At 42.4% G+C, this 20,632-nt stretch carries 18 protein-coding genes and 1 pseudogene; 13 read left to right on the top strand and 6 right to left on the bottom strand.

Going from position 1 to position 20,632, the window contains the following annotated elements; translation table 11 throughout:
• Nucleotides 1–323: 323 nt before the first annotated feature.
• The 4 genes from nfo to F9817_RS00865 all read left to right on the top strand — a co-directional run bounded on the left by nfo (nucleotide 324) and on the right by F9817_RS00865 (nucleotide 3,070).
• The gene (gene nfo, locus F9817_RS00875) at nucleotides 324–1,199 is read left to right on the top strand and encodes a deoxyribonuclease IV (protein WP_161153066.1); all 876 of its coding nucleotides are present in this window, start codon (nucleotides 324–326) and stop codon (nucleotides 1,197–1,199) included.
• A 78-nt stretch (nucleotides 1,200–1,277) separates the two neighbouring features.
• Nucleotides 1,278–1,403: a hypothetical protein gene (locus tag F9817_RS24225; RefSeq protein ID WP_272918861.1), complete on the top strand. Its 126-nt coding sequence runs from the start codon at nucleotides 1,278–1,280 to the stop codon at nucleotides 1,401–1,403.
• Nucleotides 1,404–1,503: 100 nt separating this feature from the next.
• Nucleotides 1,504–2,193 (top strand): uracil-DNA glycosylase, encoded by a 690-nt coding sequence (gene ung, locus F9817_RS00870; protein WP_161153065.1) that lies wholly within the window; start codon nucleotides 1,504–1,506, stop codon nucleotides 2,191–2,193.
• A 325-nt stretch (nucleotides 2,194–2,518) separates the two neighbouring features.
• Nucleotides 2,519–3,070 (top strand): hemerythrin domain-containing protein, encoded by a 552-nt coding sequence (locus F9817_RS00865; RefSeq protein ID WP_161153064.1) that lies wholly within the window; start codon nucleotides 2,519–2,521, stop codon nucleotides 3,068–3,070.
• 55 nt (nucleotides 3,071–3,125) lie between these two features.
• Here the strand turns inward: F9817_RS00865 and F9817_RS00860 are convergent, their stop codons facing one another.
• Nucleotides 3,126–3,311: a DUF3545 family protein gene (locus tag F9817_RS00860; protein ID WP_161153063.1), complete on the bottom strand. Its 186-nt coding sequence runs from the start codon at nucleotides 3,309–3,311 to the stop codon at nucleotides 3,126–3,128.
• 693 nt (nucleotides 3,312–4,004) lie between these two features.
• On the opposite strand from F9817_RS00860, the gene F9817_RS00855 reads away from it, so the two are divergent.
• The 3 genes from F9817_RS00855 to F9817_RS00845 all read left to right on the top strand — a co-directional run bounded on the left by F9817_RS00855 (nucleotide 4,005) and on the right by F9817_RS00845 (nucleotide 7,184).
• A complete protein-coding gene (locus F9817_RS00855; protein ID WP_161153062.1) occupies nucleotides 4,005–5,435 on the top strand; it encodes an amino acid carrier protein in 1,431 nt (476 codons plus the stop codon).
• 195 nt (nucleotides 5,436–5,630) lie between these two features.
• Nucleotides 5,631–6,404, top strand: coding sequence for a peroxide stress protein YaaA (gene yaaA / locus F9817_RS00850; protein WP_161153061.1), 774 nt, complete (start codon nucleotides 5,631–5,633; stop codon nucleotides 6,402–6,404).
• A 3-nt stretch (nucleotides 6,405–6,407) separates the two neighbouring features.
• The gene (locus F9817_RS00845; RefSeq protein ID WP_161153060.1) at nucleotides 6,408–7,184 is read left to right on the top strand and encodes a TatD family hydrolase; all 777 of its coding nucleotides are present in this window, start codon (nucleotides 6,408–6,410) and stop codon (nucleotides 7,182–7,184) included.
• Between the two features lie 50 nt (nucleotides 7,185–7,234).
• On the opposite strand, the gene F9817_RS00840 is transcribed toward F9817_RS00845, so the two are convergent.
• The 4 genes from F9817_RS00840 to F9817_RS00825 form a co-directional block, all read right to left on the bottom strand.
• Nucleotides 7,235–8,200, bottom strand: a complete 966-nt coding sequence (locus F9817_RS00840; protein ID WP_161153059.1) for an ABC transporter permease — start codon at nucleotides 8,198–8,200, stop codon at nucleotides 7,235–7,237.
• On the bottom strand, nucleotides 8,200–9,324 hold the full coding sequence (locus F9817_RS00835) for an ABC transporter permease (protein ID WP_161153058.1): 1,125 nt from the start codon (nucleotides 9,322–9,324) through the stop codon (nucleotides 8,200–8,202). The genes F9817_RS00840 and F9817_RS00835 overlap by 1 nt, the downstream gene beginning before the upstream one ends.
• Entirely contained in the window at nucleotides 9,321–10,883 is a 1,563-nt protein-coding gene (locus tag F9817_RS00830; protein ID WP_161153057.1) for an ABC transporter ATP-binding protein, read from the bottom strand. The genes F9817_RS00835 and F9817_RS00830 overlap by 4 nt, the downstream gene beginning before the upstream one ends.
• A 124-nt stretch (nucleotides 10,884–11,007) precedes the next feature.
• Nucleotides 11,008–12,003 (bottom strand): BMP family lipoprotein, encoded by a 996-nt coding sequence (locus F9817_RS00825; RefSeq protein ID WP_329604795.1) that lies wholly within the window; start codon nucleotides 12,001–12,003, stop codon nucleotides 11,008–11,010.
• 962 nt (nucleotides 12,004–12,965) lie between these two features.
• Between F9817_RS00825 and F9817_RS00820 the strand changes: the two genes are divergently transcribed.
• The 5 genes and pseudogenes from F9817_RS00820 to deoD form a co-directional block, all read left to right on the top strand.
• A complete protein-coding gene (locus F9817_RS00820) occupies nucleotides 12,966–14,234 on the top strand; it encodes a NupC/NupG family nucleoside CNT transporter (protein ID WP_161153056.1) in 1,269 nt (422 codons plus the stop codon).
• A 381-nt stretch (nucleotides 14,235–14,615) separates the two neighbouring features.
• Nucleotides 14,616–15,395 carry a deoxyribose-phosphate aldolase gene (gene deoC / locus F9817_RS00815; RefSeq protein WP_161153055.1) on the top strand — a complete coding sequence of 260 codons (780 nt, stop codon included), beginning with the start codon at nucleotides 14,616–14,618 and terminating at the stop codon, nucleotides 15,393–15,395.
• 63 nt (nucleotides 15,396–15,458) lie between these two features.
• Nucleotides 15,459–16,775: a thymidine phosphorylase gene (gene deoA / locus F9817_RS00810; protein WP_161153054.1), complete on the top strand. Its 1,317-nt coding sequence runs from the start codon at nucleotides 15,459–15,461 to the stop codon at nucleotides 16,773–16,775.
• Between the two features lie 29 nt (nucleotides 16,776–16,804).
• Nucleotides 16,805–18,025 carry a phosphopentomutase gene (locus F9817_RS00805; protein WP_161153053.1) on the top strand — a complete coding sequence of 407 codons (1,221 nt, stop codon included), beginning with the start codon at nucleotides 16,805–16,807 and terminating at the stop codon, nucleotides 18,023–18,025.
• A 107-nt stretch (nucleotides 18,026–18,132) separates the two neighbouring features.
• Nucleotides 18,133–18,663: pseudogene (gene deoD, locus F9817_RS00800) on the top strand (purine-nucleoside phosphorylase); the annotation flags it as partial.
• A 257-nt stretch (nucleotides 18,664–18,920) separates the two neighbouring features.
• Here the strand turns inward: deoD and F9817_RS00795 are convergent.
• Nucleotides 18,921–19,538 (bottom strand): YtjB family periplasmic protein, encoded by a 618-nt coding sequence (locus tag F9817_RS00795; protein WP_161153052.1) that lies wholly within the window; start codon nucleotides 19,536–19,538, stop codon nucleotides 18,921–18,923.
• A 106-nt stretch (nucleotides 19,539–19,644) separates the two neighbouring features.
• On the opposite strand from F9817_RS00795, the gene serB reads away from it, so the two are divergent.
• Entirely contained in the window at nucleotides 19,645–20,625 is a 981-nt protein-coding gene (serB, locus tag F9817_RS00790; protein WP_161153051.1) for a phosphoserine phosphatase, read from the top strand.
• The last annotated feature ends 7 nt before the right edge of the window (nucleotides 20,626–20,632 follow it).

Here is a 20,632-nt window from a genome sequence, read left to right as displayed (position 1 = left end):
TCTCCTAAACCACTTAATGTGGTGTTTGTTGGTGTTAAATTTCAATTCTTTTGTCGAGCTTGGTATTGTATACCTAATGACCACAATTATAGTATTGATTTAAGTCAAATAACAACAATTATCCATGTTTTTTTAGAGGTTATTTTCTTGATTTGAATCAATAAGATTAATAAAAATAACGAACTAACAGTATATTTGATGAATTAAAAAATAGTTGTATTGGTTAAATGTTGTAAATTTACTACATTTTATGTTTTTTAATATGCTCACTTTGCATAATATCAATCTGTTAGAGTGTAAAACTGAAAGTGAAAAGTGATTTAATGACAAATTCTAACTTGGCATTTAACAAGAAATTCATCGGAGCACATGTCTCGGCTGCGGGTGGGGTGGATCAGGCACCTAAACGAGCTAAGGAAATCGGTGCCAATGCTTTTGCCTTGTTCACCAAAAATCAACGGCAGTGGGTTGCCAAACCGCTGGATGATAAAGTGGTGGCAAACTTTAAGCGTTTATGTGTCGCTTTAGGCTACTCTGCTGATCAAATCTTGCCGCATGACTCATACCTGATCAATTTAGGTGCACCTGACGACGAAAAGCTCGCAAAATCGCGCGCAGCGTTTATCGATGAGATGGAACGTTGCCACGAACTTGGACTTAAGCTATTGAATTTCCATCCTGGAAGTCATTTAAAACAGATATCTGAATCTGAGTGTCTGAGTAAGATAGCTGAATCAATCAATTTAGCTCACGAAGCGGTGCCCAATGTTATCGCTGTGATAGAAAACACCGCGGGGCAGGGAAGTAATTTAGGTTGGAGGTTTGAGCATCTTGCTGAAATTATTGAACAAGTAAAAGATAAATCTCGAGTTGGAGTATGTATTGATACTTGCCATACCTTTGCGGCTGGATACGATTTAACCTCAACCGAAGCTTGCGAAGCAACGTTTGCAGAGTTTGATAAAGTGGTAGGGATGCACTATTTAAGGGCAATGCATATTAATGATTCAAAAAATGAATGCGGTAGTCGCGTTGACCGCCATCACTCTTTAGGGGAAGGAACCATTGGCTGGTCTTGTTTTGAATATATCGCTAAGGATCCTCGTTTTGATCATATCCCTCTGATTTTAGAAACAATCAATCCCGATATTTGGCACCAAGAAATTGCAACATTACGTCGTTTTCACCAAGAGGCGTAATTTTTTTGTGATGATCGTTCAATGTGGCATCTTTTTTTCATAAGTTATTATGACGTAGTTGTAATGGAGGAATTCACAATGTCACATACCACACCAAGAATGATGGCTTCTCGCCCACAGAGTTATGCTCATCGTATGCCTGTACCCAATCGTCATGTGAATGGGCAAGGGCATCATCGATCACCTCAGCGTGCATCTAAATAATGCGCTATGGAATAGACTGAGTTATTAAGAGATTGCTTTCTGCATCTTGACCTCAATTAGGTATACAATACCCTGATTAGTTGAGAATTAAGGATCTTTTATGACTCAGTCATTTACCTGGCATGACGTGATTGGTGCCGAAAAAGAGCAAGATTATTTCCGTCAAACCCTGCAATTTGTAGATTCAGAACGTCAAGCTGGAAAAGTTATTTACCCATCCACGCATGATGTCTTTAATGCCTTTCGCTTTACCGAATTTAATCAAGTTAAAGTCGTGATGCTCGGCCAAGACCCATACCATGGTCCAAACCAAGCACATGGCCTATGTTTTTCTGTTCTTCCTGGTGTTAAAACACCACCTTCATTAGTCAATATTTATAAAGAGTTAGCTCAAGATATCCCAGGGTTTCAAATCCCTTCTCACGGCTATTTAGAGAGTTGGGCGAAACAGGGAGTGCTGATGCTTAACACTGTTCTCACTGTTGAACAAGGGAAGGCGCACTCGCACTCTAAGACAGGATGGGAACGTTTTACAGATAGAGTGATTGATGCCTTAAATCAACATGGAGAGGGCATTGTGTTTCTATTATGGGGGGCTCATGCACAGAAAAAAGGCAGCATGATTGATACTCATCGCCATTATGTACTAAAAGCACCGCACCCTTCGCCTCTTTCTGCTCATCGCGGGTTCTTTGGTTGCCACCATTTCTCACAGGCTAATCAACTGCTTGAGCAGCAAGGTAAGTCGCCTATTGATTGGCAGCTAGAACATACCCCGCCAACTATTTAGTTAGCGATTGAGACTTAATTAATCCGTGTTACTTTCAACATAGTATCACTATGTCTTCAAATCAGTGTCTTGCCTAAGAGCGAATACATCCTCGCTGAAACAGCGTCTTGAGGTTACTTGGGGATAATGATTATGGTTGATATTAAATATTCGACCGTAGTCAAAGTGTCTACAAAGTGAGTTTTATACACTTAAAGTAGATATATACCCAAGTGACATTGCCTAACAGAGGTTACACTTCTATTAGTTGTAGTGATAATTAAGTTATAGCGGTATGCAGGTTGTTTCCCCTATGAGGTCATTTGGGCATATAAGGAGCGGCACTATGATGATTGAGCGGATTAGACGTGAACATGGTTATATGGTTCGATTACTCGCTATTCTACGCCATAAATTTGAAGAGTTACGAGCAGAGCAAGGAATTAGCTATAGTCTGGTAAAAGAGATCGTTGATTACTTAGCGACGCATTCAGAAGCAATACACCACCCTAAAGAGGACATTATTTATCGTTATTACATTGATAAATACGGTGTAGATGAAAACATGGCGAATTTGGAGAAAGAGCATCTCTCTTTAGCCGAGAAAACTCACGAGTTTCTTAATTTAGTTGAGATGATCCTTCAAGATGCGATTGTGCCTCAAGATGTTTTTCTCAAACAATTAGAAGGGTTTATTGTGGCTCAGAAACAGCATCTGGATTTAGAAGAACAATCGGTGCTACCAAAGATTAATCAGACCTTTTCAGCAGAAGATTGGCAGACTGTTGAATCGATGTGGAGTCAAAATGAATCGGATCCTTTGTTTGGTGAGACGATCGCAGACCGTTATAAACAGATAGCCCAGTTAGTCAGAGCCACTGATCTTGAGTACCATTAATTTAAGTCATCGTAAATAAAAGAGGCATCACTTGGATGCCTCTTTTTTACTAATTCTAAATTTGTTGAATGTCACTAATATCTAAGCAGGCATCCATTTCCATTAGTTCCCTCTCTAGCTGTCGTTTGTCCCTTAGCGCTTCGATTTCTCTCCACATTCTTTTACCCGGTTTGGCTGCACGGGCAGCGCGAATTTTATTAATTTCGTTTTCTAACAGTTCCACTAAATGCATATCATCCATAAGCAAGCCTCATCTGAGTGGTTGTTCATTAATAAATGCCAAAGTACTTCAATCCTTGAGTGGATTTATTTACCACGCAACAGCGAGCGTATCTATGATTTGTTTCTCATTTGTTACGCTATAATTAAAGTTTTTTGTTATTTGGAGTCAGATTCACATTTTTACCACTTTAGTGGTGGTTAAAAAAGCATCAATTAAATGACGCAAACGATTAAATGATAAAAAACTGCTTGTTAAATTACTGTTGAGAAAATAGAGCTAATTTTTATTCCTGTTTGTTTTTTGTTCAAACGCGCTTTTTTTAAATTTTTTATCTAAAAAATTATCCATTTTTAGTGTAACANTTTGTAATGGATTACTCTATGTGGTGATATTTTATACTAGTATGTTGCGTGTTTTGTGGGTTTATGTTTCTTATTTGTGCGTCTAATGACTAATGAACTGTTAATATTAGGTGATTATATAGTAAAAAATAACATCTTTATGCATATGATTTGCTATTGATTTTTTCGCTTCGAGTCTGCATTATCCCGCCGTCAATCTATGTGCTGGATATTAATGAAAGGATTCATCTGCCTTAGGACAACTAAACGTACGTGCTTAACTTCCTACAATCGCCTTGTGCGAAGTACGTTTGATATGCTCAGATTTTTTACATCGGAGCACTAGTCAAAACTCTACGAGAGGTTCCTTGTGACAGATTTAATTAATTTATTGAACGACCTGCTTTGGGGGTCGATTCTTGTATATTTACTTGTTGGTGTTGGTATTTATTTCACCATACGTCTTGGTTTTATCCAAGTTCGCCATTTTGGGCACATGTTCTCTGTATTGAAGAACAGCCGCAAAGACGACAGCTCAGGCATCTCATCTTTTCAAGCGCTTTGTACAAGCCTAGCTGCGCGTGTCGGTACTGGTAATATGGCTGGCGTTGCCGTTGCATTAACTGCGGGTGGCCCTGGTGCTATTTTTTGGATGTGGGTAACTGCAATGCTGGGCATGGCTACGGCATATGCTGAAAGTACGCTTGCTCAGTTATACAAAACTCGCGATAAGTCAGGCGCATTCCGTGGCGGTCCTGCTTACTATATGGAAAAAGGCTTAGGTATGCGTTGGATGGGGGTTATCTTCTCTATCTTTCTACTGATCGCATTTGGTCTTGTTTTCAACGCAGTTCAAGCAAACTCTATTACCAATGCGATTCACACTGCATTCCATATTGATGAGAAGTTCATCGGTATCGGTATCGTTATCCTAGCGGGTTTCGTTATCTTTGGCGGTATTCGTAAAATTGCTCGCACAGCAGAGATTATCGTTCCATTCATGGCGCTGGCTTATTTAGCTATCGCTCTGTTTGTGATGTTCTCTAACATTGAGAAACTACCAGACATTATTGCTCTGATTATTAAGAGTGCTTTTGGTTTCCAACAAGCTGCCGCTGGTGGTGTGGGTTACGCCATTGCTCAAGCAATGATCAACGGTGTAAAACGTGGTTTGTTCTCAAACGAAGGTGGTATGGGTTCTGCGCCAAACGCGGCGGCAACAGCAACACCTTACCCACCACACCCGGCTTCTCAAGGTTATGTACAGATGCTTGGTGTATTTACCGATACTATCGTTATCTGTTCAGCAACAGTGGCGATTATCTTGATGTCTGGTGAGTATGTACCACACAGCGAAATAACAGGTATTGAACTGACTCAACGCGCATTAAGCGCACAAGTCGGTGGCTGGGGCGGAACCTTTATCGCATTGGCTATCTTCTTCTTTGCATTTACTTCAATTATTGCAAACTACTCATATGCTGAAACGAACCTTATCTTCTTAGAGCAACGTAATAAGAAAGGATTGATTCTGTTCCGTATCATCTTCCTAGGTATGGTTATGTTTGGTTCATTGGCGAACTTACCAACGGTATGGTCAATGGCTGATGTTTCTATGGGACTAATGGCGATTGTTAACTTAGTTGCGATTATATTGTTGTCCGGAATCGTGGTTAAGCTGACCAAAGATTACAACCAGCAGTTAAAAGCAGGTAAATTGCCTACTTTCGATGTGAACGATTACCCAGAGCTAAAAGCACAGCTTGAAGAAGGTATTTGGGATCAAAATAAAAAAGCGTAGTTCTTTTTAGTATTACGTATCTTGCTATGATTGGTTAAGCCCATAGCAAAGATAGAAAAAGCCATGCAGACAGTGCATGGCTTTTTTTGTATTCTAGATAAAACATAAACCAAGTTACTTGGGCTTTTAGGTAACTAAAATGTCAGTCACTTGGATACAAAAATATGCTCAACTAATAACTTTAGGATACCTGTTATGCTGATTGTCGTTTCACCCGCTAAGACATTAGATTATGACTCGCCATTACCAACGGAGCGTCATACTTTGCCTGAATTTATCGAACACTCTGCAGAACTGATTGATGTGTGCAAAAAGCTTTCACCGCAAGACATTGCTCAATTAATGAAGGTAAGCGACAAGATCGCGGGGCTCAATGTGGCTCGTTTTGCTCAGTGGAGCACTCAGTTTGATTTCGACAATTCTCGCCAAGCTATTTTCGCTTTTAAAGGCGATGTGTATACAGGTCTTGATGCCGAATCGTTAAGTGAAGACGATCTTGAGTATGCGCAAAATCATCTGCGCATGTTATCTGGGCTGTATGGTTTACTCAAACCATTGGATTTAATGCAGCCATATCGTTTGGAAATGGGGACTAAATTAGCCAATCCTAGAGGCACAAACTTGTATCAGTTCTGGGGAAATATCATCACTGATAAAATTAACCAGACCTTAAAAGAACAAGATGAGGAAGTACTAATTAATCTGGCTTCTAACGAATATTTTAAGGCGGTAAAACCTAAAGCTGTGGCAGGAGATGTAGTAACGCCTGTATTTAAAGATTGTAAAAATGGGCAATATAAGGTCATCAGTTTTTATGCGAAAAAAGCGCGCGGTATGATGGCTCGCTACATTATCGAAAACAAAATTGAATCAGTGCAAGAGTTGCAAAATTTTGATACTGCGGGTTATTACTATGTTCCTGCCGAATCAACGGCAACAGAGCTAGTGTTTAAACGCGAAGAGCAATAATCATTGGCACTATTTGATACTCACTGTCATTTAGACTTTGCTGCACTGCAGCCGCATAAAGAGACGATTAAGGTCTCTTTAGAGACCGGTGTGGAGCGATTTATGGTCCCAACGACCACTCGTTCTAGCTGGTCTTTAGTTAAAAACCTTGCTCAGCAATATCCTCAGAATATTTTCTATGCTTTGGGTCTTCATCCCTATTTTTTATCTGATGAAGTACCTACCTTGGATTTACAAACACTATCTGAACAATTGAATAAAAAGACTCGCCAGGTTGTTGCCGTTGGGGAGTGTGGCCTAGATGCGATGATTTCTGTTTCGCAAGAGGTTCAGGAAAGGGTTTTTGTTGCCCAAATTGGCTTAGCGCTAGAGCATCATTTGCCGATAGTATTACACAGTCGCAAAACGCATCACCGCATATTGCAGCTATTGAAGCAGCATCATTTTAATTTAGGTGGTGTATTACATGGTTTTACTGGTAGTGAGCAGCAAGCGCGTCAGTTTATTGATATGGGGTTTAAAATTGGGGTAGGGGGAAGTATTACTTACCCTCGAGCCAATAAAACGCGTACAGCGATTGCAGCTTTGCCCATTGACGCATTAGTTCTAGAAACCGATGCGCCAGATATGCCGCTCAATGGATTTCAAGGTCAGCCTAATACTCCAGCGCGTTTGCCTATTGTGCTGACGACGTTAGCCGACCTACGAGGTGATGAGCCGAGTATGCTTGAGCAGCAGCTCTGGCAAAATAGTTTATCGTTGTTCCATTTGCGTAAATAGAGACTGACAAAAAGGGCTGCGATTGCAGCCCTTAAAGTATAGCGTTGTCGTTATTCACGCTCTTTGGTGTAAGGTACACCCACTGATTTAGGTGCGATTGCCTTACCGATAAATCCAGCAAGTAAGAATACGGTTAGCACATACGGTAGAGCTTCAATCGCTTGAACCGGGATGGTGAACCCGTCAACGGTTACCCCTTGCAGACGAATGGCTAATGCATCTAAAAAGCCAAATAGTAAACAGGCAAACATGGCATTTTTAGGTTTCCATTTACCGAAAATCAATGCAGCTAGAGCCATGTAGCCCTTGCCCGCACTCATATTAGGGATGAACTGCGCGGTTTGTCCTACCGATAAATATACGCCACCCATACCGACTAAAATGCCACAAATGACCAAGGCGCTGTAACGCATTCGTACGACAGAAATGCCCGCGGTATCCACGGCTGATGGCGATTCTCCCACTGCTCGTAGACGCAAGCCAAAACGAGTTCTAAATAGAATAAACCAAGAAAGTGGCACCATAGCGAACGCGAGGTATTCAATCAATGAGTGCCCACTGAGAAGATCTGAGTAGATAGGCCCAATGAATGGAATTGAATGAATGGCGTCTGCGCCAGGCAGGTGAATCGGTGCAAAACGACCGTCTCCAGACAGTGCCGGTGTTTGTCCGCCTTGGTGGAACCAGTAGCGCCCCAAAGTGACCGTTAAACCAGCAGCCAAAATATTAATGGCCATACCACTGACAACTTGGTCTCCGCGGTGAGTGATGGATGCAAAACCATGCACCATCGATAGTAAAATAGAGATTAAAATACCGGCACCAAGCCCAAGCCATGCAGAACCTGACAGGTAAGCCACTGCTGCGCCAGCAAATGCTGCTGCAAGGAGTTTACCTTCTAACGCGATGTTTACGACCCCGGAACGTTCACTGAACATACCTGCCAAAGAGGCAAGAATCAGTGGGGTTGCCATACGTACAGTGGAGTCGAGCATTTGAATTATAGTCTCAAACATTATGCTTCTCCTTTGGCAGATTGACGCTCAAGTCGGTGTATTACACGTAAGTAGAAGCGCTCTAAGGAAGGTTTAAACATGTGCTCTAAAGCACCAGAGAAAAGGATCACCAATCCTTGTAATACGACAACGATGTTACGGTCGACACCATAATCGAAGCTTAGTTCGGCTCCTCCTTGGTATAGGAAGCCAAACAGCAAACTCGCAAGGAATACTCCCACAGGGTGGTTACGGCCCATTAAAGCAATTGCAATCCCTGTAAAGCCAAAACCTTCAACAAAGTTAAGTTTTACTTGGTGCAGTTCACCTTGAAGTACGTTGACGCCAAAGAAACCGGCCAGCATGCCGGAAACCAACATAGTAATGACAACGACCTTTACGTAATTGATCCCTGCATACGAAGCTGCAGATGGATTAGAGCCGATTGAGCGAATTTCATAACCCCAACGGGTATGCCAGATCAATAGCCAAACGAAGACACAACATAAAATCGCAAAAATAAAACTGATATTCAGTGGATTTTGCGCCATATCAACCCCAAAGAAAGCCATAATTTGATGCATTTGTGGCAGCCAACTTTGTTCAGCGAAAACGCGAGTTTCCGTAGCCATTGAACCTTCAGGTTTTAGCGTATGCACCAACAAGTAGGCCATGACCGATGAGGCTATAAAGTTGAACATGATGGTGGTGATGACTATGTGTGACCCGCGTTTTGCCTGCAAATAGGCGGGAATTAATGCCCAAGCGGCACCGAATAGACCACCTGCGATAACAGCAACAGGAAAAACGACATACCAAGGAGCAACATCACCTAAGGATAAACAGACAAGCCCCACGCCTAATCCACCAATATAGGATTGGCCTTCAACCCCAATATTGAATAGACCTGCGTGGTAAGCGACAGCAACAGCTAAACCGGTAAAAATAAATCCAGTGGTGTAGTAAAGGGTATAGCCGAAACCGTCCGAATAGCCAAAAGCACCGGTCCACATGGTTTTGATAGCATCAATGGGGCTGATGCCAATATACATAAATAGAAAAGCTGAAATAATAAAAGCGACTAGCACGTTAAGTGCAGGGAGTACACCAATGGTTACCCAAGCTGGAACTTTTGCCTGGCTCATGCGTTTTCTCCTTGGTGTGATTTAATATGATCAGGGACGATGTTCGCCATCATTAAGCCTAATGTTTTCTCATCAGCTTGGTCACAGGAAACTTCGCCCACGATTTTGCCATCGAACATGACTAAAATACGGTCAGCGAGGGCTATGATTTCATCCAATTCTACCGAAACCAAAAGCACGGCTTTTCCTGCATCGCGACTGGCAATAATTTGCTGGTGGATATATTCAATGGCACCAATATCAACCCCTCGCGTTGGTTGGCCGATGAGTAACACATCAGGGTTTTCTTCCATCTCACGAGCAATGACAAGCTTTTGCTGGTTACCACCAGAGAAATTGGCTGTTTTTAGATTGATGTCATTAGGGCGCACATCCCATTTGTTCATACTGTCGAGGCAGTATTTATCGATGGCTTTCTTATTTTGTAGTAAGCCTTTGTTGTATTTTGGTTGGGTGTGGTAACCAAGAATATAGGCTTCTTTCGCATCAAACTTATTGATTAGACCTTGCTTGTGACGGTCTTCGGGAATATGTCCTACACCCATCGCCCGAACCTTCAGCGGGTTAGTTGTGTGGTCTGCATCAATTGTGTTTCCATTTAAATCAATGTGACCTGAGCTTGGTGCCATCATTCCAGATAAAAGAGCTAATAGTTCTGACTGGCCGTTACCTGACACTCCAGCAACACCAACAACTTCACCGGCTCGAATTGAAAAGTTTACGTTGCTAACGCGAGTCACACCCGATTCGTCAACGTAGTTGAGATCACGTACTTTGACCAATTCCTGGGCTGGTTTAGCCGCTGATTTATCGACTTTTAAACGAACCTTACGGCCCACCATCAACTCGGCTAACTCTTCTTTATTGGTTGTATTGGTCGCAAGATGTTCAACCATCTGTCCTTGACGCATTACCGAAATATTATCCGTAATCGCAAGGACTTCGCGGAGTTTATGTGTGATCACGATAACCGTGGTGCCTTGGCTACGTAGCTTATCCAAAATAGCAAACAAGTGATCAGCTTCTTGAGGAGTCAGTACGCCTGTTGGTTCATCAAGAATGAGGATGTTGGCATTACGGTACAGTGCTTTAAGGATCTCTACACGTTGTTGAATGCCAACGGGTAGATCGCCCACTAGCTCATCTAGAGGCACCTCTAATCCGTAGGTCGAGGCAAGCTTCTGCAATTTTTTACGCGCAGAAGACAAGCTTTCGGTTAGTTTCCAGCTTGATTCAGCACCAAGAACAATATTTTCCAAAGCAGTGAAAGTGTCCACTAACATAAAGTGCTGGTGGACCATACCAATACCTGCTGCAATGGCTTCTTGGGAATTGGTTGGATGATATGGAGCACCTGAGACTTTCATGACACCTGAGTCAGGTTGATAGAAGCCGTAAATAATGCTCATCAATGTGGATTTACCGGCACCATTTTCTCCGATAATGCCGTGAATGGTACCTGAAGGAACTTGTAAATCGATATTATTGTTAGCGTGTACTGCACCAAAACGTTTATCAATTTTCTTCAGCTCGATTGCGTAATTTTGAGCTTGAGTCACGAGATAACTTCCTGAACAAAGAAAAAAAGATGTAACTTACCTTCGCTATCTTTTTGTTAAATTGTGTATAGCAGAACGCCGCTGTAGACAGCGGCGTAAGGTAAGATCTATTCAAATCAAAAGCTTAGTATTTACAAGTGTTGTCCACTGTATAGTCATGTACTTTGATTTTTCCTGCAATAATGTCAGCTTTTAGACCATCGATGTATTTTTTGAGTTCTGGAGTGATAAGTTTTTCATTGTATTTATCAACAGCATAACTCAATGCATTGTCTTCTAAACCAAGAACTTTGATGCCTGGTTTCCAAGTGCCATTCATGTCTTCATGCCAGCTGTTGTATGCTGCTTGACCTACGTTTTTCACCATAGATGTTAGCATTGTTCCTGGATGAAGGTGGTTTTGGTTTGAGTCCACACCAATAGCATATTTACCTGCATCGACAGCAGCTTGGTAAACACCTAGCCCTGTACCACCTGCTGCTGCATAAATAACATCAGCACCCTTAGAGAACTGAGTTTTTGCCAATTCAGATCCTTTAGCTGGGTCATTAAATGCTGCGCCAGTAGAGCCGGTCATGTTTTGTAATACGGTAATTTTAGGATTAACGTATTTTGCACCTTGCTCGTAACCACATTCGAATTTACGAATCAGAGGGATATCCATACCACCGATAAAACCCACGACACCTGTTTTCGAGTATTTAGCCGCGATCGCACCAACTAGAAATGAACCTTCGTGCTCTTTAAATACGACCGATTGAACATTGGGCTTTTTGATCGTTGAGTCTAATACCACAAAGTGTGTTTTCGGAAATTCATCAGCCACTTTAGTCACTGCGGATACCATATTGAAGCCAACAGCAACAATTGGAGAAAAGCCGCGGCTTGCAAGTTTACGTAAACCTTGTTCGCGTTGAGCTTCGTTTTGTGGTTCAAATTCACGAACTTTATTACCTTCGGCATTCATTGGTTTGACACCATTTTGGTAAACCGCTTCGTTGAACGATTTATCAAATTTACCGGTTGTATCATAAATAACTGCAGGTTTTACGGCTGCAAGAACATGACAAGAAGTGACGGCTAGCGCCAAAGTGGTGAGTTTTAAAATGGACTTTTTCACAATGAAATCCCTACGTTGCAATGCCACTGTCTATGTCTTCAATCCTTATTGAAAACACATGGAAAGTTAAATGATGCCATATCATTAAGGTCAAGAAACCAGAATCATAAGGCACAAAATGAGTCAAATTAGCTACACAAATAGCGACTCAGTTTATCGTTTGCTAAGAAAAAAAAAGTGGATTACTTCACAAGAAGGTCCAAATTTTCACCGGAATTTTCGACGTTATGTTGCGAAAATGTAATGAATTTTACTTTTTATGATCCGGACCGAATTTAAGCTGTGATATTGCTTACTAAACTCAGTGCAAACGTTTTTTTGCACTAATTTGAGGCGAACTCCCCAAAAAAGTGCGCAACACAATTCCTCCATGATGCAATCATCACGGAGCAAGTGCGATATAACCTCGTGAAACAAAAAAGAGGCTTTTAAATCAGATTTTAAGCTAAATAAATCAATGTAATGTATTGATATTTAATGGTTTGAACCTAGTTTTTCTCAGAAAAATTAACCACGTATCAAGACATATGCTCATTGCTTTTTCTTAACCCACATCATCATTTTCATGAGATGCTATGAAAATACCGTGCCAACCTATGTGATATAGGCCTCGCTTTTACTTCTGGTAGGATTAATAAAATGAATGAGAAAAGTAAGGTAAAAGTCGAGATTTTGTCGGTAATGGTATTAAATTGGTTGCTATTTTATACTCGCAAACGGTTGCTAGATTAAAGAATATTATGTTTTATAATTGTTAATTATTTGTTTGTTTGAGGTGTTTTGCTGGTGTAATTAGCACTTATGATGTGATAAAAGTCTCAATTGTAAATGTACGTTAATAAATCTGTTCATAAAAGCGTGAGCAGCTCATTACTTTTGCTTATGTCGTGCGTATAATCCGCCCCGAAATTAATCCAGTGTCCAAACACGCCAACATTTAACCAGTAAGGAAGTCATAAACTATGAGCCTGTTTATGAGCCTAGTCGGTATGGTAGCAATTCTTGCTTTTGCAGTATTGTTATCGGATAACCGCAAAGCTATCAATTTTAGAACGGTGGGTGGTGCATTTGCCGTCCAATTTATTATCGGTGGTTTCGTTTTATACGTACCATGGGGTCGCGACGTGCTCGCTGGATTCTCAGCCGGTGTTCAACACGTTATCGATTACGGTAAAGATGGTATCAGCTTCTTATTTGGAAGCTTAGTTAACTTTTCTGTTGATGGCATTGGTTTCATCTTCGCATTCCAAGTGCTTCCAACGGTTATCTTCTTCTCTGCGCTGATTTCGGTATTGTACTATTTAGGTGTAATGCAGTGGGTTATACGCATTCTTGGCGGTGGCTTACAAAAAGCATTAGGTACTTCTCGTGCAGAATCACTTTCAGCAGCGGCAAACATCTTTGTTGGTCAAACTGAAGCGCCTCTTGTTGTTCGTCCGTTTATTTCACGTATGACTCAATCAGAGCTGTTTGCTGTAATGTGTGGCGGTCTTGCTTCTGTTGCTGGTGGTGTTCTTGCTGGTTACTCTTCAATGGGTGTTCCACTTGAATACTTGGTTGCAGCATCATTCATGGCGGCTCCTGGTGGTTTATTGTTTGCAAAAATCATCAAGCCTGAAACTGAAAAACCAAATGAAAATATCTTAGAAGAAGGCCTTGCCGATCAAGAAGATAAACCTGCTAACTTGATCGATGCAGCAGCAAGCGGTGCCGCAACTGGTTTACAACTTGCTCTAAACATCGGCGCAATGCTTCTTGCATTCGTAGGTTTGATTGCTTTGGTCAACGGTATCCTTGGCGGTGTGGGTGATTGGTTTGGTTACGGTAACCTATCTTTACAATTGATTCTTGGTTGGATTTTCTCGCCTGTTGCATTCTTAATTGGTGTGCCTTGGAGCGAAGCTAACATTGCTGGTTCATTCATCGGTCAAAAAATCGTAGTCAACGAATTCGTTGCTTACCTAGATTTTGTTCCTTACGTTAAAGATGCGGCTCACCATGTTGTTGCTTCAACGGGTCTACCGATGACTGAAAAAACACAAGCAATTATCTCATTTGCTCTATGTGGTTTTGCGAACCTTTCTTCTGTAGCGATTCTACTTGGTGGTTTAGGTCCTTTGGCTCCTAACCGTCGTCATGATATCGCTCGTTTCGGTATGCGTGCTGTAGCAGCTGGTACGTTATCGAACTTGATGGCTGCGACCATCGCTGGCTTCTTCTTATCACTCTAATATCTGAGTTATAGATTTATAGACGCCATTAATACGAACCCCGTAGCAAGCCACTTGCTGCGGGGTTTTTTGTTTTGTGGGAGGGTGATTATCGCTGGTATGGCTTCGGTTTTGAGATACAAACCGTTTGCGTTGAGGACCTCACTATGGATTTGACGTAAATCAGGCTAGGGTTGGCGATAACACAGTGACACATGTAACCCTATGAGAGCGTATGATAGCTCTTGTTATTTTTACCGAATGACCTCTGGGTCCTGTGCGGCGCTATGGATAGCGATTAGCAGTGTATTCTGCTGAGTCTTCAAGGAACCAAGTCCGTTCATTGGTGTGCTCTATTTCCTTACGGATCACACCGTTTGAATATTTTGATTGGAGAAAGAAATGAGCGATTTAAAAGCGGCAGCTTTACGTGCACTAAAACTAATGGATTTAACGACGCTAAATGACGACGATACTGACGCTAAAGTGATTCAGTTATGTCATGACGCCAAAAGTCCTGTAGGTAACACTGCTGCAATTTGTATTTATCCTCGCTTTATTCCTATTGCTAAGAAGACGCTAAAAGAGCAAGGCACACCGGAGATTCGTATTGCTACTGTGACAAATTTTCCACATGGTAATGACGATATTGATATTGCGGTTGCTGAGACCAGAGCTGCTGTTGCGTACGGCGCGGATGAAGTCGATGTTGTATTTCCATACCGAACTCTAATCGCAGGTGATGAAACTTGTGGGTTTGAACTGGTTAAGCAATGTAAAGCGGCATGTGGCGCGAATGTGCTACTTAAAGTCATCATTGAAACGGGTGAATTAAAGGAAGAGTCCCTGATTAAGCAAGCATCAAAAATTGCGATTGAAGCGGGGGCTGATTTCATTAAAACCTCTACGGGTAAAGTGCCAGTGAATGCGACCCCTGATTCAGCGCGCATGATGCTAGAAGTGATTCGCGATATGGGGGTGGCCGATAAAGTGGGCTTTAAACCAGCTGGTGGTGTACGCACTGCTGAAGATGCAGCGCTATATCTAGCGATGGCTGATGATATTTTGGGCGGTGACTGGGTTGATAGTCGCCACTATCGATTTGGTGCTTCAAGCCTATTAACTAACTTATTAAACACCTTGGATGTTTCTGATCAAAAAGCTGACCCTACTGCTTATTAATTCCAGATAAAAGCGGAGCTGGTAATGCTCCGCTGATAACAGCATGTGGATTAAGGAACAGTCATGTATTTGATTCAAGAAATTATCCGTAAAAAGCGCGATGGTGACGTTCTTACGGATGACGAAATTCAATTTTTCATTCAAGGTGTAGCGGCACAAACTGTGTCTGATAGCCAAATTGCGGCCTTTGCAATGGCTGTCTATTTTCAAGAAATGACTATGCCTGAGCGGATTGCACTTACTTGTGCCATGCGTGACTCAGGTATGGTGATTGATTGGAGTGATATGAAGTTTGATGGCCCTGTGTTGGATAAACATTCAACAGGAGGGGTTGGCGATGTGACTTCATTGATCCTAGGGCCTATGGTGGCGGCTTGTGGTGGTTATGTACCTATGATCTCTGGTCGTGGTTTAGGTCATACTGGTGGCACTCTTGATAAATTGGAAGCAATACCGGGTTATACCGTCATGGTTGATCGCGACACTTTTGCTCGAGTGACGCAGCAGGCTGGTGTCGCCATTATCGGTCAGAGCCATGATCTTGCTCCAGCAGATAAACGCATTTATGCCGTACGCGATGTCACAGCAACGGTTGAAAATATGTCGATGATTACCTCATCGATTTTGTCGAAAAAGCTAGCCGCAGGGCTTGATGCGCTGGTCATGGATGTCAAAGTTGGCTCAGGTGCTTTTATGCCGACGGATGCATTGTCAGAAGAATTGGCTAACTCTATCGTGAGTGTTGCCAATGGTGCTGGAACTCGTACCAGTGCACTGTTAACTGATATGAATCAGGTACTCGCTTCTTCAGCGGGAAACAGCTTAGAAGTCGCCGAAGCCGTTCGGTTTTTGACTGGTGAGCAACAGAACTCAAGACTCAAACAAGTGGTGATGGCACTGGCTAGTGAATTGCTTGTCCTTGGTGGTCTCGCGATAGATAAAAAGCATGCGATGGACAAATTGTCGGCATCCCTTGCCAGTGGTGAAGCGGCTAAACGCTTTAGTCTAATGGTTGAAGGACTCGGTGGACCGGCCGACTTTGTCGAGCACTATGATCAGTATTTACCACGGGCTCAGGTGATAAAACCCGTCTATGCCGAGAAATCTGGTGTGGTAACGGCAATGGATACCCGAGCGATCGGTATGGCTGTCGTTGGTCTCGGTGGTGGTCGTCGTGTCGCTGATGATGTTATCGACTATTCAGTTGGGTTTGATCAGTTTATTCAGCTCGGAGACGTTGCTTCACCAAAAGTTCCACTTGCTATATTGCATGCGCGTAATGAACAAGAGTGGCAAATAGCGGCTCAGAATTTGCGTCAAGCTATCTGCATTGGTGAACAATACCATGCGAGCCCTGTTATTTATCGTTATGTGCAATAGCACAAGGATTGAACTAAGAAATAATCATAATGAAAAGAGCCATTATTTTAGTTTTAGATTCTTTCGGTATCGGCGCAACTGCCGATGCGAAGGATTTCGGTGATGTCGGCGCGGATACGCTAGGGCATATCGCTGAACAATGTGCAGCCGGTAACGCTGATAATGCGGTGCGCAGTGGCGTGTTAAAACTGCCTCATCTATCTCGTCTAGGTTTGGGGCGTGCGCACCAAGAATCAACCGGAAGATATGCTCATGGATTAAATGAACAAGTGGATATTATTGGTGCTTATGGTCACGCAGCGGAGCTTTCTTCGGGGAAAGATACGCCATCAGGTCACTGGGAAATTGCTGGTGTTCCGGTATTATTTGATTGGGGATATTTTACGGATAAAACTGAAAGTTTTCCCCAAGAGCTTTTAGATCGTATCGTTGCTCGAGCAAATTTACCGGGATATTTAGGAAACTGCCATGCTTCGGGGACTCAAGTTTTAGATGATTTGGGTGAAGAGCATATGGTGTCAGGTAAACCTATCTTTTACACGTCGGCTGATTCAGTATTTCAGATTGCCTGCCATGAAGAGACATATGGCTTAGAGCGCTTAATGGAACTTTGCCATATCGTTCGCGAAGAGCTTGCTGATTACAATATTGGTCGCGTGATTGCTCGTCCTTTTATTGGGCCTAAGTCAGGTGAGTTTGAACGAACAGGAAATCGCCGCGATTTATCAGTAGAGCCACCGTCAGCGACAGTGTTACAGAAACTGGTGGAGGAGCGCCAAGGCCAAGTCATATCAATTGGTAAAATTGCGGATATCTATGCTCACTGTGGAATTACACAAAAAGTGAAAGCAACCGGTATTCCCGCTTTGTTTGAAGCGACATTAGATCAAGTAAAGTTGGCGCAAGACAACAGTATTGTCTTTACTAATTTTGTCGATTTTGATTCTGCGTATGGTCACCGTCGCGATGTTGCTGGTTACGCCGCAGCACTTGAATATTTTGATCAACGGTTACCAGAGTTGCTGTCGTTAATGCAACCCGAGGATGTGCTGATTTTGACCGCTGATCATGGATGTGATCCTACTTGGCCTGGGAGCGATCATACTCGTGAGCATATTCCCGTTTTAGTCTACGGCGATAAGGTCACACCAGGATCCTTAGGACAACGCGATACATTTGCCGATATAGGCCAATCTTTAGCAGACTATTTTGCTCTGACGCCAATGGAGTTTGGGCAAAGCTTTTTATAGTCATTAAGCACGTACTATGTGTTTATGACGTTAACAACGTGAATAGGGCTAAGTCTTATACTGAGTGTTGGACTTAGCCAACTAATTAATTTTAAAGGATACAAACAATGGCAACTCCACATATTAATGCTGAAATGGGTGATTTTGCAGATGTCGTTCTTATGCCGGGCGACCCTTTGCGAGCAAAATACATTGCGGAAACTTTTTTAGAAGATGTGGTTCAAGTTTGTGATGTACGTAATATGTTCGGTTTCACAGGCACTTACAAAGGTCGCAAAATCTCTGTAATGGGCCATGGTATGGGCATTCCTTCATGTTCTATCTACGCAACTGAGCTTGTGAAAGACTACGGCGTGAAGAAAATTATCCGTGTTGGTAGTTGTGGTGCAGTAAGTACTGATATTAAAGTGCGTGATGTTGTGATTGGTATGGGCGCTTGTACAGATTCCAAAGTAAACCGTATCCGTTTCAAAGGTCATGATTTTGCAGCTATTGCAGACTACAAAATGGTACGCGCAGCAGAAGAAGCGGCAAAAGCTCGTGGCACTAAAGTAAAAGTAGGTAACTTGTTCTCAGCGGAGTTGTTCTACACGCCAGATCCAGACATGTTTGATGTTATGGATAAATACGGTATTGTAACACAGCCTAGGAGCGAATAAAACTCGCCCTTTGGGAGCTCATCAACAAACCTATTTCTACGCCCAATCACGTTAAAAGGGAATGACCATTCCTGCCGTGATTGAGCTTGACCTAGGCTCGTTGATGAAGCTCTGAATCCTGCATCTCGAGGTCATTTGGGTATATACCCAAATGATAGGTTATTTGGGTATTAGAGATACGATTAAGATAAATGAAAGCCTCGGAGTATTGACTTCGAGGCTTGTTTATTTGTGGTTCATTGTTGAGAGGCATTACGCAGCAATAAGTTTTGTCCGCGATGAATTCTCTTAGAGCGGTTGCGCAGTAATAGTGTAATGAGTACACCACTAATAAAGCTCATCAAAATCATTAAATACATATAACGATCGCTTTTGCGGTAGTGATGGTCGGAAATTGCCGTTACTTTACCAGTTTCAAATGTAATCCGAACAAAACCAATGATATCGCCATCATGCATAACTGGCTCAACCAATTGTTGACGCCCGATGCTGGCTGTATGAAGCGGTGTGTCTAAACCAAGCACTTCACGAACACTCATCGCGTTATCGCTGGAAGCAAGCTTAACTCCCTCTGCATCATAAATTGTGGCATCAAAGACAAGCCGATCTTTGGCAAGCTGATTAGTTAACCCCAGTAGGCGTTCTTGGTCTTGATCCGCTATCATATCACTAGCGGTCATTGCTGCTTGGGTGATTAGAACCTTGGTCAAAGTTTCTAATTGGTTGGCTTGGATGCGCTCATTTCCTTTGCTGATAATGACGCTGTTAGTGATGGTTACAATAAACATCACGGCTACCAGAACAACAGCCAGCACTCGAATCACCACGCGAAAAGAGAATAGTGAGCCATTCATAAAGCTTTTCACCTAATCAAAAAATTAAGAGTTCGCCCATATTGGGACTTGCGTTTTTAAATTGCAATAGGGTAACGTTCTGTTCTCCCAATAAAGGATAGTATACATGGACGCTTTTAAGACTTTACCGATAAAAAAACACCCATCTTTAACTCAACGTTTTCCAGAGACTCGTTTTGCTGCGCAAATTGAGCGAAAAAACGCGAACTGGATTGTGTTTGGTGAGCATTTGGCGCCCGAACATTTTATTGATATCGATTTTTATACTCGAGAGCACAATGCCATTCTCGAAGTATGGCAAGTCGGTCATTATGAAGTTGCGTTAATGGCTGGGACTTTAAGCGATAGAAAGGCCCGCGTTCTCGATGAATTGAATTTGGAGTACGCCCGCATTCATGATGTTCCGGATTTGAACCAACCGGGATTGATTGTGATGGATATGGACTCAACGGCTATTCAAATTGAATGTATTGATGAAATTGCGAAATTAGCTGGTGTGGGTGCTGAGGTATCGGCTGTGACAGAACGTGCGATGCAAGGAGAACTCGATTTCGAGCAAAGTTTGCGTCAGAGAGTTGGCAAACTCCAAGGTGCTGACCAAAGTATTCTTGATACGGTACGAGAAGGTCTACCATTTATGCCAGATCTTGGTGAAATGGTGACGACGCTGCAGCAATTTGGCTGGAAAACTGCTATTGCATCTGGCGGGTTTACTTACTTCTCTGATCATCTTAAGCAGCGCTTAGGGCTTGATCATGCACAATCCAATGTTTTAGACATTGTTGATGGCAAGTTAACTGGAAAAGTGCTTGGTGGTGTCGTGTCGGCCCAAACGAAAGCTGATATTCTTAATGATCTGGCAGAAAAATATGAAATTGAAGCGCATAACACCGTAGCGATTGGTGATGGTGCAAATGATCTTGTGATGATGGGGGCTGCAGGGCTTGGTATTGCTTATCATGCTAAACCGAAAGTGCAGGCGATGGCACAAACCTCAGTAAAATACATTGGCCTTGGTGGGGTGTTATGTATTTTATCGGCAGGTTTAGTGAAACAGCAGAAGCTCTCTTGGGTTGCAAAACCATAGTCACTTT

Source organism: Vibrio eleionomae (assembly GCF_009874545.1).
In the GTDB taxonomy this organism is placed as follows: Bacteria; Pseudomonadota; Gammaproteobacteria; order Enterobacterales; family Vibrionaceae; genus Vibrio; species Vibrio nitrifigilis.
Note: the sequence above shows the minus strand (reverse complement) of the source record. Positions and strands in the feature narration are given on the sequence as shown.